Here is a 13641-nt window from a genome sequence, read left to right as displayed (position 1 = left end):
ACACCTCAAAACCCTGTGGGAGCGAGCCTGCTCGCGAAGGGGCCGGCAGCCCATCAAATCGGCGGCAAACGCCACTCGATCGGCGTTTCACCATTCTGCTCGAGAAACTTGTTGGTCCGGCTGAAGTGCCCACACCCCAAAAACCCGCGATACGCCGACAGCGGCGACGGATGCACCGACGTCAGCACCAGATGCTTGGTCGCGTCGATCAGTTTCTGCTTGCTCTGCGCATGGGCGCCCCAGAGCATGAACACCAGATGCGGCTGGCGCTCGCTGACCAGTTCAATGATTCGATCAGTAAAGAACTGCCAGCCCTTGTCCTTGTGCGCATTGGCGTTGGCGCGCTCGACGGTCATGGTCGTGTTGATCATCAACACGCCCTGATCGGCCCAGCTCTGCAGGTAACCGTGATTGGGAATGTCGATGTTGAGGTCGCGTTTCAACTCTTTATAGATGTTGACCAGCGACGGCGGTGCCGGCACGCCCGGTTGCACCGAGAAGCACAAACCGTGGGCCTGGCCCGGGCCGTGATACGGGTCCTGGCCGAGGATCACCACCTTCACTTTATCCAGCGGTGTTGAATTCAAGGCATTGAAAATCATCGGCCCCGGCGGATAGATTTCCTTGCCGGCCGCCCGCTCCTGCTGCAGAAACTGGCGCAACTCTGCCATGTAAGGCTGGTCGAACTCAGCACGCAGTGCCTCCTTCCAGCTCGGTTCGAGTTTGATACGGTCGTCAGCAGTCATGGTCATACCCGGCAAAAACAATGGGGCGAACCCTAGGAAAGCCGACCACGCTTGTCAATTGATCTGATGCAGATCCGGCACTTTCCCACACAACGATCATACTGATCGTTCAAATTCCCGATCGAGGTCACGATGAATCTGCACTTCGAAGAACTCACCGGCACCGACGGCGCCCGCATCGGTATCGCCAGCCTGGATGCTGAAAAGTCGCTGAATGCGCTGTCCCTGCCGATGATCAACGCCCTCAGCGACAAGCTGAACGCCTGGGCCAAGGATCCACAAATCGTCTGCGTGCTACTGCGCGGCAATGGCGCCAAGGCCTTCTGCGCTGGCGGCGAGGTGCGCAGCCTGGTTGAGGCCTGTCGCGCCCATCCCGGCGAAGTACCACCGCTGGCCGCGCAGTTTTTCAGCGCGGAATATCGTCTGGATTACAGCCTGCACACCTATCCGAAACCGTTGATCTGCTGGGGCCATGGTTACGTGCTCGGTGGCGGCATGGGCCTGTTGCAAGGTGCCAGTACGCGGATTGTTACGCCGAGCAGCCGCCTGGCGATGCCGGAAATCAGCATTGGTTTGTATCCGGACGTCGGCGCCAGTTGGTTTCTCGCCCGGCTGCCGGGCAAGCTCGGTTTGTTCCTCGGCCTGACCGGTGCGCACATGAACGCTCGTGATGCGATCGATCTGGACCTGGCCGACCGCTTCCTGCTTGACGAACAGCAGCCGCAATTGATCGAAGGCCTGCTGCAGCTCAATTGGCAGGAACAGACAGACGTGCAACTCAACAGTTTGCTCAAGGCGTTGCAGCAGGAAGCCGTGGCGCAGATGCCCGAGGCGCAGTGGCTACCGCGTCGCCAGCAGATCGACGAACTGCTCGACGTCAGCAACGTGGCCTGCGCCTGGAAAGCCATCAGCCTGCAGCGCGACAGCAGCGATCCGTTGATCGCACGGGCAGCGAAAACCATGAGCGAAGGCTCGCCGCTGACCGCGCATCTGGTCTGGGAACAGATCATCCGCGCCCGGCACATGTCGCTGGCCGAAGTCTTTCAGATGGAATACACCCTGAGCCTCAATTGCTGCCGGCATCCGGAGTTCAGCGAAGGGGTTCGCGCACGGTTGATCGACAAGGATCAGAAGCCGCACTGGCATTGGCCGGATATCAACAATGTGCCGGAAGCGGTGGTTGAGGCGCATTTTCACAAGGTTTGGGAGGGGCGGCATCCGTTGGCGGATTTGACGCAGTATTGAAGTACTGATTGCCCGCGATGGTCACCTCTTGGTCCCATCGCGGTTCCCTCAATCTGAAGTTATTGCGGTCACATGTTCAGTTCGTAGAACTGAATTATTTCGGCCAAAGCGAGGTGCGATTCTTCGTTTTCTTTTACAAGAATATCCTCCACATCCCGCAACGGCGGAAGAGGATGCAGTCGTTCGGCAATTTGCATTGAGGTGTAGTCTTGAACTGCCTTTCCTTCACCGCTAACCCTTATGAACCCAATCGCGCTTTCGCCTCCAGAAAAATGATTAGCCACTCGAATCTTGGGGCCCACGCCATAACTGACCACTATGACAAGATCATCCTGATCGCGATGAAACCTTAATTGTTCAATAGGTATACCCACACCAGAAAAATCGATTCCATCGATCCCACCCCCGGTATTGTTAATCAAGTCTCTTCCAAGACCATCGTATTTATAGAGATCGTTGCCAGCACCACCAGACAATGTGTCATTACCGGGACCGCCGAGCAGCACATCATCGTCGACACTCCCCATCAGCACATCATGTCCATGCATACCTCTGATTTCACCTGCGCCGCTTAGCGTGTCATTACCGTGACTTCCCACCAGTGGGAGCGCTTGGCCATCTCTCATAGATTTGGCACTGGCCGCATTATCGACCAACAGACCATTGTGATAAGTATCCGGGGCAGGACCCAGCTGACTGGAGCCAAACAGCTCTTTGAGAGTAACGCTTGATCCATCTGCAAACTTTATAACCTCGATACCGGAACCCTCAATATCTCCGGCATTGGGTAGAACAATGCGAACTTTCTGCGACCCACCCCATTTAATATCGAGTGTCGAATAGAGCATTTTCGCCCGAGGCGGATGGCGATAGGCATCACGACGCGGATCAGTTGCCAACTCAACATTCACTGTTTCAATGAGTGTTGCGCCCCAACTGAGCTGCAAATTCTCCTGCGTCGCGTCCTCTGGAAGCACGACAGTATCTTGATCGACTAATCCATACTCGTCCTTCCATCCGGCAACACCTACTTCAGGTCGGAGAAAAACCGGATTCAGCACATCCGCGATAATGGTCGTTGCGCCAACATGTGCCTGCACGATGTAAGTATCGGCACCGTTTTCACCGTACAGGTAGTCATCCCCAGCGCCGCTCAATAAATAATCAGCGCCTTCAGAACCGAGCAGGGTATCATTGCCCGCCCCGGCGGACAGAAAGGCACCCGGTATCCTGTCATTAATATAGTCGTAATCAAGTAGAACACCAGAATAGGCGACGATCAGGTCATCGCCTGCACCACCCTGGAAAAGATTGCCGACTTCGACATTAACTCGCCCACCGACATCGTCGCCGTGGACAACTTTATGTTTGATCGCTTCAGTTGTGACATCCCGCCGAAATTCCTTGCGGACAGTTTCGCCCGCCGTGAAACTTTCAGCAGGATAGATGTACCATCCTTCGATAGCACCTGAATCTGTTCTATCTGCAATAATTACGTCGCCGACTTTGAATGAAAAACCGCTGGCAGTGCCAGATCGAAAATAACGTGGCTCCAGTAATAACGGCGACGTAATGCCCTCTTTCTTTACCTCTCGAAAACTGGATTGGGATGTAGAGCTTGACTGTCTTTCGCTAAATACCGCATCGCCAGTGGCAGACCCCATCCATTGAGGCGTTTCAGACAATACCCCCGTTTCGATGCTTTCATCGATCACATCAGTGTGGGTGATATAACCCGTATCGTTGGTGGTTATATGGTTACGAACCCAGACACCTGGTTTGCTCAAGGTAAAGCCTGTTGCATGCCTGCTTGCGGAGCGCTTTGCTTTGAGCTCCGCCAGGAACCTGTCTGTCCAGCCAACATTATGATCAATGGCATTACTTCGTTCCTCACCAGGAACAACGATCCCTGATTGGCCCGGAACAGCAACCGGGTCTTCGTCTGCAATGATGTCTTTATCTTCTTCTTTGGCCAGCACTCCTTCCCCTGCTGGCGGTTCGATGATATCTACGGCTGGCAGCGTTTTTTTCATGACCTCTTGATAGCCGAGAATGACACCATCGCTAAACGTGAACGTTGAATTCTTCCATTCTTCATAATTCCTGATAAGGATGGCGTCCCCCTCACCATTGAACAGCCGCAATACCCGGCCTACGGAAACATCAATGATGTCGGCTTTCAGACTTTCCGCAGAGAACCCGGCACCGAACTTGATGACATTGCTGCCACCTGAATCGGTGATAACGTCAAGACCATCACCCACCCCGAAATAGTAAAGATCAGCGCCGTCATGGCCCTCCATCACGTCGTTACCGGCCCCGCCATCAAAAACGTTATTGCCTGAATCTCCACGAAGGTGGTCTACACCCTCCCCGCCCAACAAAGTGTCGTTGCCACCACCGCCCAGCAGGGTATCGTTGCCTGAACCACCGTCCAGATAATCTGCGCCGTGTTCAGCCTCGGCTGTCTGCTCGTAGTCGCCGGATAAAATGTCATCATCAGCGCCGCCATAAAGCGTGTCGGCGCCCAAGCCTCCCAGAAGGGTATCGTTTCCTTCATCGCCTTGAAGGTAATCATTGTTGATTCCACCTGACTGCAGGTTGGACACATCACCATCCAGCGCGTCAGCTCCTGCCCCACCGATCAGGGTATCGGAGCCACCCATTCCCTGAAGTGTGTCATCGCCCGTTCCGCCATCGAGTAAATCATTACCGTGATAACGAATCGGGTGCTCAGCATAATCCCCGGCCAGCACGTCGTTACCCTCACCTCCGAACAGCAGATCGTCCGCCCCACCGCCCCAGAGTTTGTCGTCTCCCGCGCCACCGTCCAGCAGGTCATTTCCAAAAAAATGGGCGGCGTCACCGGCAACGCCGTTCAGTACATCGTCATCGCCCTTGAGAGTGTCATTGCCTGGACCACCATAAATCGCGTCGTTTCCACCGTTACCAGCGAGCCGATCATCGCCACTGCCACCGTCCAATACATCATTGCCATGGTGTTTGCTTTGCAGGCCACCGCCCCAGTCGAGGTTATCTCCCATCATTGTGTCGTTACCACTTCCTCCGGCCAGCGTGTCATTCCCGCCATCCCCTCCAAGAAGGTCATCCTCAGTTCCGCCATCAAGCAGATCGTCGCCCCATTCACCATTGAGAACATCGCGACCGCCCTGACCGTAGAGAACGTCGTTATCGCCCTGCGTCGAACTATTAAAGGAGGCCTTTGAAAAGACAGTTCGGTGACTGGTGACACCGCCGTCTATAAGAACGTCGACGCGTTTGAATCCCCATTTCTGCTCCAGCGCGCCGGTCGTTGCATCCCCTGATAAAACGTCATCTCCCGCACCTCCAATCAGCGTATCCCGATCGTTACCGCCCAGAAGCACGTCCTGGGATGCTGTACCGATGAGCAAATCGTGGCCGGCGCCTCCGTCAAGCCAATCGCCTCGAGCGGCTTTCCCTTTAGAGTCACCAGCGGCCATGGCCTTTTCGAGCGTCGTCCGTTTATCCCCAAACAACTGATCGTTTCCGTCCTTGCCGAACAATCGGTCTGATCCACCAAGTCCGAGAATGACGTCGTCTTTTGCAGAGCCGTAGAGCACATCGGCCTTGTTTCTCTGTTTTACGTTGGGCAATAGCAAGGCGTTGCCCAACTCATCGTATGAGAACTGATCACCGGAAACATTCGGGTCGATATCTTTCGCTTTCCAGTCGCCCTGGAGAACCAGATCGGGAGCAGAGACCGTAGGGTCTTGGTATTCAGGAAGTCGGATACCCAGCATCCCGGGGCGGAAGTTCTTGATAACGACGAGATCGTTCAGGCCATATTTGATGTTGAGCGTGGGTTCGCTGAGTTCTTCGATGAGAGTCAGGGTAATGGCCTGATCCTCGGTCGACCAGACATCGCTCAAAGGGGCGCGGCGTTTGAGTGAAGGAATCGGCGCGCCGTTGATCCATAGCTGCCCATTGGCGTTGGCGTCGAAGATCTCATCGATGCCATCACCGCTGGAAAACTCATAGCGGTCGCTGCCTGCGCCACCGATCAAAGTGTCGTTGCCCTTTCCTCCGAGCAAAACATCATCACCGGCCATTGCGTACAGCGCATCATTGCCGTCGCCTCCGGCAAGCAAGTCGTTGCCGCGTCCACCCTCGATGACATCGTGACCTGCCAGGCCGTTGATCGTGTCATTGCCCGCGCCGCCATACAGATGATCAGTGTTCGCACCGCCCGCGAAAGACCGCGCGCCGTCATCACCGAACATGACCAGCGGGTTCAACACACCGGTGGTCATCGGCACCTGTTTGGCTGAGGCGAGATCGGAGTAGGAAAACTTCTGCAGCGATTGTTCTCCAAACGAGCCCTGGGTTCGGGCAATCAACCGGGCCAACATTTGCGCACGATCGGCGAGCCATTGCGCGGTGATGAAACCTTCGCCGGTCAGCGGATCGTAGAGCTCCAGTCCGCGTCCGGGATAACCGTCATCGCGTTCAATGACGATTTCACTGAGCTGCTTCAGGGAATTGCGCAACGACAGGCCGACGGGGGTCGACTCCCCAGCCAGTTTTGCCCATGAATCCGCGTTTCCGTATTCGCCGATTGATCGGGTGACGATGCTTTGGGACTGCTCGGGTGAAAATGCCGAGAAGAATGCGTAAGCGTTGGTGGCGAAGGCTTCATCGGTGGTAGGCGGCGCTGCTGAATCGCCTTCGTAGGTGCGCTTGAACATGTCCAGGAATTCGTTCTGGCCATAGCGCAGTATCAGGTCGACCACGACGGAAACCGGCGTGCCTTTCACTACATGCTGAATCAGCGGATTGAGGCTGCCACTGGCGAGCGCGATATTGATTTGCTCCGGCACGACGGAAAGCAGACTTTGCAATGGATTGACGCCGAAATTGCTGATCGCCGCCCGCAGGCCGACACTGTATGAATCGATGGCGAACAGAATATTTTTATAGTCATCGAGCCTGTTGGCTTTTGCTTGAGTCGGCGGGCCGCCATCTTCCCCTTGCGAATCACCCGCGGAGATCAATCTCCAGGTTTCATAGGGCGGCGCTCCACCCAACAGGCTGAATCCGACTGTCCCGGACCAACCGGCATTGCGTTTCACGGCTGTATCGTCCTCCCCGCAAACCTTACTAAACAGAGCCTCGCCAATCGCGCTGGCATCGATTTCTGCGATCTGGCTAATGGACGGAACCGTCCAGGGTGCTAATCGATCAGCAAGGGATCCGTCGATCAGGGTATTGATGAAATTGACGGCGACTTGATTGGATGACAGCTGCATCAGGTCTTCACTGAAGATTTTATTCAGTCTCAATTCGCCTTGGCGCGAGGTATAGCCGCGAATCAGGGCGGAGTAGGCACCGTTTCCCCCGTTGGCATCAATAGCCACGGCAAGCCAGAGCCTGGCGCTATTCAGAACTTTTGCAGTCTCTTCATCAACAGCGAAAACTTCAGAAACTCTTCCATCGATAATGTCAAATAGCTTTTGATACAGCGGAGCGCAGCCAGTCCCTGCTAACTCCAGCGCTTCGTACTGAATCTCTTCTGAGCGCAGCCTCATCCCTTTGCAAATATTGGCTGCATTAAAGATTTCTGTTTTTTCCATATCGCTAAATACATAACTCATCGTTACTTCCTTGTAATAACAGCGCGTGAAAGATAATCACTGAGAAACTTGAGCATCCCAGGTGCTTCGCGTAATGAGGAAAGTCGGAGACTTACGCGACCGTGCCCCCCGGAAAAATCAAAGCTGTGTAACTCCACTGTGCAAAAAAAACTCAACTTTCCAAAATCCAGATTCTCCAGTTCAGTTCTGCTGAACTTTGCCAGTTTCTTGCCAGTCAGTTCTTCCTCGGAAGCCGGACGTATCAAGCCGTCACAATTTATTAATCGAGGTGTTCCATCACGCCGCGACCAGCCAGTAATGACAAACGTTCTAACGACCCCCTCATTCTTGAAATGCGGCGGAGGTGCATTAAGCCAAAGCTCCAGTCCCGGATAATTTTTTAGCTTTACAATCAATTCATCCGGCCAGTTGACGTGTCGATAGCCCCGCTCATGGGGCTCAGTAGTCTCTTTTCTTGTATAAAGCCCGACGCTCACTTTATAAAGACGCCAACTTTCAGGAATCGGCTTTACACTCTGATCGTAGTACGAGCGTATCTCCGTCCCGGTCCACCAGAAATGCCCCTTGAGCGTATTGGCAAGGCAGGCTTTCTTATTCGCCAATTCAGGCATGCCAACATAAAACTCCGGCACCAGAGTCTTATCCACATAGCTGCCGCCCAGTATGGGCACCTGCTTCATACTCGCCAGCTTCTTTTGACAGGCCTCCTGATCCGCGTAATAGATTGCCATCGCCTCGGCGACTTCTTCTTCACGGATATAAAAACCCACCACGCAGTAACAGACATAAACAAACAAGCCGCACTTAAAAAACTTCTTAAACCATTTAACCCATTGCTTGCGCGACATCCGGAGCATTTCAAATCTCCCTGTCAAACTGAGGAACAGGCTGTTTCTTGAGATACCCGGATGTTGCGCTTTCAAATACCTCGAAGTATTTTTTCGTGCCGCACTCCACATCGAATCTGCTCGCCGTCAACTTCGCAGCGCTGCGAAGGCGGTCGTACTCACCAGCGGATTCAAGAACCCTGGCAATACGTTTGGCAATAGCGTGATGATCGAAGAAGTCCACCAGCAATCCATTGTGACCATCAACGATCACCTCCCTTACCGGAGCCGTATCCGACGCTACTACCACACACCCAGAGGCCATCGCCTCCAGTAACGACCACGACAAAACAAACGGATACGTCAAATAAACATGAACCTTTGAACATTGCAGAACTGCCCGGTAAGTCTGGTATGGAAGCTTCCCTGTGAAATGAACGGTGGAATGATCGAAACTTACCTCTGCCTCCATCCTGCTGCGCCAATTTGCATAGCCAACCGGCTTACACCCGTAACTGACGTCATCACCGCCCACTATGATTATCTGCACATCGGGACACTCAGCCTGAATAGGCGGAATCGCTCGCATAAAACTATGAAACCCGCGATAAGGCTCAAGATTCCTCGCGACATAAGTAACGATCGGCTGCCCGGCTCTCAGTTCGACTCCATTGGGCAACCTGACTGCCCTGACTTTCGCCAAGCAAGAACGTTGAATGACGCCCTCGTGAACAACCCGAATGGCCGATTGATACGCTGCAGGAAACAGACTGCGCTGCCACCGCGTAGGCGCAATCGCAATGTCACATTGCTCAAGATTCAAAAGATGCAGCGAATTGAGTATTCGCAGCCTTGATGAATCCCTTGGGGCTCGCGGGAATTCAGGGTCGAACCCGGAATCCGCGCCCTGCGCTCGATAGTAATATTCGCAATAGTGAACAAGCGGCGTGTCAGGATAGACATCCTTGACGAAGAGCGTTTCCCCCCACCCGGGATGAGCGAGAATTACGTCCGGCCGATAACCCGAATGTTTCAGCCTGCGCAGAATTTCCAAAACCTTCTGTCCATCAGTCACCGCTTGTTCGTAACGGGTCAGGTAGGGGTGAATACCGCCCGGTGCTCGGCTGGCAGCGCGGTATCGATATATTTTCACCCCAGCGATACCCGGCGCCGTATCCCGACCTATCGCCAAAACCTCATAACGCCTGTCAATCGCCGCCAGCACCACATGACGGAACTGGCCCGGAAAGTTTTGGTGAATCACAAGAAGCTTCATAGCGGCATCGTCCGTTTATTCGCCGCTATTGAACTGAGTTTTGCTCACCTCGATCGGCAGGAACAAACGCTAACAAATGCAAGGAAATGAAACTGTAGGAAGCGTCTGGGAATACCCTAGGAGATGGCTAATCGGGCGACTTTTCGACGGGCATAAAAAAGCGGCGCTAATAGCGCCGCTTTCTTTTGCGTGGATTTACCAGCGATTGCCACGACCGTTGTGGTCGCCACGTCCGCTGTGTCGGTCGTAGTTGCCACGACCGCGGTGATCGTTGTCCCAACCACCGCGACGGTGGCCATCCCAGCGTCCGCGATCATTGCCGTGCCAGCGACGGCTTTCGTAGTGACGCGGGGCCGGTTGATAGTAACGCGGCGCCGATTGGTAATAGCGCGGTTGCTGGTAATACCGCGGGGCTGGTTGGTAATAGCGTGGCTGCGCGTAATACCTGCTGCCACCGTTGTAATACGTGCCACCCGTGTTGTAGTAGGCCGGTGCGGGTGAGGTGTAGACCTCTGAACTGTAATACGAGTCAGCGTAGGAGTACGGGACGCAACCGGCAACGGAAAACATCAACGCAGCAAGCAGAAGAATTCGTCTATACATGGCGGCCTCCTGGACCGCGGGTTGGCCACACCAGCGACGCTGGCAGGCGACAGTCATTTAATCGGTGACTGTCGAAAAATCAGACAGCGTTTTCGGCATCTGGTGCGTTCCTGCAACAAGTTGAAACAAGTGATCTATGAAACCTTGTTCATCCGCAAAAACGCCGTCATTCAGCCGCTGATTAATGGTGACCACCGTGATATCCGCCGCCGTGATAACCCCGTCCGTAACCGCCGCGATGCCAACGGCGCACACCATCGGATCAGCGGCAAACGCGCTGCATCACGGTGCAGCCGCGCACCAACACAAAGCGCCTCAGCGCCCTCGCCGCCAACCCTAAGCAACCCGCGCGCCCGTGCCAGAGCGCCTGACGCGACTTGGCACGCGTCTCGCTTTAGCAAACCCGTGCAGGAGTCATCACAGGTTCGCGGCACCACAATTTGCAATGGCTGACTAGGGTTCCGGCTCGCATTCGCGAGTGGCTGGTCCGAGAGTTGGCGACCTCCAGTTGAGGTTACACGGCGGGACAAAAGCCCGGGAGACAAGCCACCGTTCGCGGTGCCGCGTTGCCTTCCTGTCCGCCCTTGATCAACTGGAGAATCCACCATGACCCGACTACGTTTGCCCGCCCTGCTCGCCGCCGCCTTCGCCGCGCTCATCAGCAGCCAAGCCCCCGCCGCCCAGAAAGATCACTTCAGCGTGTGCTGGACGATTTACGCCGGCTGGATGCCATGGGAATACGCCGGCAGCCAGGGCATCGTCGACAAATGGGCGAAGAAGTACGGGATCAAGATCGACGTCGTGCAGCTCAACGACTACGTCGAATCGATCAACCAGTACACCGCCGGCCAGTTCGACGGCTGCACCATGACCAACATGGACGCACTGACCATTCCAGCGGCGGGCGGCGTCGACAGCACCGCGCTGATCATCAGCGATTTCTCCAACGGCAACGACGGCATCGTCCTCAAGGGCGACGGCAAAAAAGTCGCCGACCTCAAGGGCATGGACGTCAACCTGGTCGAACTGTCGGTCTCGCACTACCTGCTGGCCCGCGCGCTGGACTCGGTCGATCTGACCGAAAAAGACCTGAAAGTGGTCAACACTTCCGACGCCGACATCTCCGCCGCTTTCAACACCGCGCAAGTCAACGCCGTGACCACCTGGAACCCGATGCTCTCGGACATCAAGGCCAAACCGGGCGTGACCGAAGTGTTCAACTCCAGCCAGATTCCCGGCGAGATCATGGACATGATGGTGGTCAACAGCGCCACCCTCAAAGACAACCCGGCGCTGGGCAAAGCACTGACCGGTGCGTGGTTCGAAGTGGTCGAGCTCATGAACGCCAAGAACGCCGCGAGCAAAGCTGCGCTGGAGCACATGGCCAAAGCCTCGGGCACTGATCTGGCCGGATTCCAGGCGCAACTCGACACCACCAAACTGTTCGCCACGCCAAGCGAAGCGCTGAACTTTGCCACGAGCAAGCAACTGCCGGAAACCATGCGCAAGGTCGCCGAGTTCTCCTTCCAGCACGGCTTGCTCGGCGAAGGCGCGAAAGACACCAGCGCGGTCGGCATGGCCTTCGCCAACGGCGTGACCAGCGGCGACACCGGCAACCTCAAGCTGCGTTTCGATCCGACTTACGTGCAGATGGCCGCCGACGCCAAGCTGTAAGCCACGGAGGATTTGGCCATGCGCCTGATCAATCGCCACCCGGATCGCCCCAGTCGCCTGTTGTTGGTGATCCTGCCGTTCGCTCTGCTGCTGTTCGCCTACTTCATGGGCTCGGCCGAGCGCCTGGCGGACAACCCCAACGACAAACTGCTGCCCAGCGCCGTGCAGATGACCGACGCGGTCAAACGCTTGGCCTTGAATGCCGACAGCCGCACCGGTGACTACCTGTTGTGGCAGGACACCGCGTCGAGTCTGCGGCGTCTGGCCATCGGCCTCGGTATTGCTGCGCTGGCCGGGCTGTGCCTGGGCATCGCCGCCGGCACGCTGCCGCTGTTCGGCGCACCGTTGTCGCCACTGCTGACGGTGCTGTCGATGGTGCCGCCGCTGGCGATCCTGCCGATTCTGTTCATCGTTTTCGGTCTGGGCGAGTTGTCGAAAGTCATGCTGATTGTCATCGGCATTACCCCGGCGCTTGCTCGCGACCTCGAACAACGCGCCCGGGAAATTCCCGTCGAACTGCTGATCAAGGCGCAGACCCTCGGCGCCTCGACCTGGACGCTGATGCTGCGCGTGGTACTGCCGCAGTTGCTGCCACGCTTGCTGATCTCGTTGCGGCTGATGCTCGGCTCGGCGTGGCTGTTCCTGATTGCCGCCGAAGCGATTGCCTCCACCGACGGCCTCGGCTACCGGATTTTTCTGGTCCGGCGTTATCTGGCGATGGACGTGATTCTGCCGTACGTGGTGTGGATCACCCTCCTCGCCTGGCTGATGGATTGGGGCCTGAAGTACCTGACCCGTCGCGCCTTCCCTTGGTACGAGGGGGCGGCCAAATGAGCTTCATCACGGTAAAAAACGTCTGGCAGCAATACGCCGATCAAGTGGTGCTGGAAGGCTTGAACCTGAACGTCAACGAAGGTGAGTTTTGCACCTTGGTCGGCGCATCCGGTTGCGGCAAATCGACGTTTCTGCGCCTGCTGCTCGGCCAGGAAACGGCAAGTCGCGGCGAGATTCTGCTCGACGGTCAACCGCTGGCCAGCGAACCGGATGCCAGCCGTGGCGTGGTGTTCCAGCGCTACTCGGTGTTCCCGCATTTGAGCGTGCTGGACAACGTCGCCCTCGGCCTCGAACTGCCGCGTGCACCGTTGCTCGGCCGGCTGTTCGGTAGCGCCAAACGCGAGGCGCGCGAACAGGCTGCGGCATTGCTGGACAAAGTCGGCCTCGGCCATGCCCTCGACAAATACCCGGCGCAGCTGTCCGGCGGCATGCAGCAAAGGTTGGCGATTGCTCAGGCACTGATCATGAAACCACGCGTGTTGCTGCTCGACGAACCGTTCGGCGCGCTCGATCCGGGCATCCGCAAAGACATGCACGCGTTGCTGCTGGAGTTGTGGCGCGAGACGAAACTGACGGTGTTCATGGTCACCCATGACCTGTCCGAAGGCTTCAGCCTCGGCACGCGTCTGCTGGTGTTCGACAAGGTGCGTCTCGACCCGCACGCCCCCGGCGCCTATGGCGCACGCATCACCTACGACATCCCTTTGAACAGCGACCGCCGCGCCCAACGCGCCGCCGTCGACGCCCTGCCGTTACCACTGGCAGGCGCCCTTCGCACCGCTTGAGAGGACTTCTTCAATGAA

Annotated in this window: 9 protein-coding genes and 1 riboswitch; of the genes, 4 read left to right on the top strand and 5 right to left on the bottom strand. The window is 56.3% G+C overall.

Annotated elements, in window-relative coordinates; genetic code table 11:
- Positions 1-53: 53 nt before the first annotated feature.
- The gene (gene ung / locus HU718_RS07915; RefSeq protein WP_007911441.1) at positions 54-746 is read right to left on the bottom strand and encodes a uracil-DNA glycosylase; all 693 of its coding nucleotides are present in this window, start codon (positions 744-746) and stop codon (positions 54-56) included.
- A gap of 132 nt (positions 747-878) precedes the next feature.
- On the opposite strand from ung, the gene dspII reads away from it, so the two are divergent.
- Positions 879-1991, top strand: coding sequence for an enoyl-CoA hydratase/isomerase DspII (gene dspII, locus HU718_RS07910; protein WP_186612681.1), 1113 nt, complete (start codon positions 879-881; stop codon positions 1989-1991).
- 68 nt (positions 1992-2059) lie between these two features.
- Here the strand turns inward: dspII and HU718_RS07905 are convergent, their stop codons facing one another.
- The 4 genes from HU718_RS07905 to HU718_RS07890 all read right to left on the bottom strand — a co-directional run bounded on the left by HU718_RS07905 (position 2060) and on the right by HU718_RS07890 (position 10330).
- Positions 2060-7624: a calcium-binding protein gene (locus HU718_RS07905; protein WP_186612679.1), complete on the bottom strand. Its 5565-nt coding sequence runs from the start codon at positions 7622-7624 to the stop codon at positions 2060-2062.
- A gap of 2 nt (positions 7625-7626) precedes the next feature.
- The gene (locus tag HU718_RS07900; protein WP_186612677.1) at positions 7627-8481 is read right to left on the bottom strand and encodes a hypothetical protein; all 855 of its coding nucleotides are present in this window, start codon (positions 8479-8481) and stop codon (positions 7627-7629) included.
- 1 nt (position 8482) lies between these two features.
- Positions 8483-9727 carry a glycosyltransferase family 4 protein gene (locus HU718_RS07895; RefSeq protein WP_186612675.1) on the bottom strand — a complete coding sequence of 415 codons (1245 nt, stop codon included), beginning with the start codon at positions 9725-9727 and terminating at the stop codon, positions 8483-8485.
- Between the two features lie 195 nt (positions 9728-9922).
- On the bottom strand, positions 9923-10330 hold the full coding sequence (locus tag HU718_RS07890) for a hypothetical protein (protein WP_064388490.1): 408 nt from the start codon (positions 10328-10330) through the stop codon (positions 9923-9925).
- 442 nt (positions 10331-10772) lie between these two features.
- Positions 10773-10873, top strand: a riboswitch (guanidine-I (ykkC/yxkD leader).
- Between the two features lie 63 nt (positions 10874-10936).
- Here HU718_RS07890 and HU718_RS07885 point away from each other — a divergent pair.
- Genes HU718_RS07885 through HU718_RS07875 form a run of 3 tightly spaced genes read left to right on the top strand, consistent with a single transcriptional unit; the run spans position 10937 to position 13623 of the window.
- Entirely contained in the window at positions 10937-12004 is a 1068-nt protein-coding gene (locus HU718_RS07885; protein ID WP_186612671.1) for a putative urea ABC transporter substrate-binding protein, read from the top strand.
- An 18-nt stretch (positions 12005-12022) separates the two neighbouring features.
- Positions 12023-12838, top strand: coding sequence for an ABC transporter permease (locus tag HU718_RS07880; protein ID WP_150795527.1), 816 nt, complete (start codon positions 12023-12025; stop codon positions 12836-12838).
- On the top strand, positions 12835-13623 hold the full coding sequence (locus tag HU718_RS07875) for an ABC transporter ATP-binding protein (RefSeq protein ID WP_186612669.1): 789 nt from the start codon (positions 12835-12837) through the stop codon (positions 13621-13623). Before HU718_RS07880 ends, HU718_RS07875 begins: the two co-directional genes overlap by 4 nt.
- Positions 13624-13641 lie beyond the last annotated feature (18 nt).

The sequence above is a fragment of the Pseudomonas tensinigenes genome, from assembly GCF_014268445.2.
Lineage (GTDB): Bacteria > Pseudomonadota > Gammaproteobacteria > Pseudomonadales > Pseudomonadaceae > Aquipseudomonas > Aquipseudomonas tensinigenes.
The sequence above is the reverse complement of the archived record's forward strand: the minus strand, read 5'-3'. Positions and strand labels throughout refer to the sequence as shown.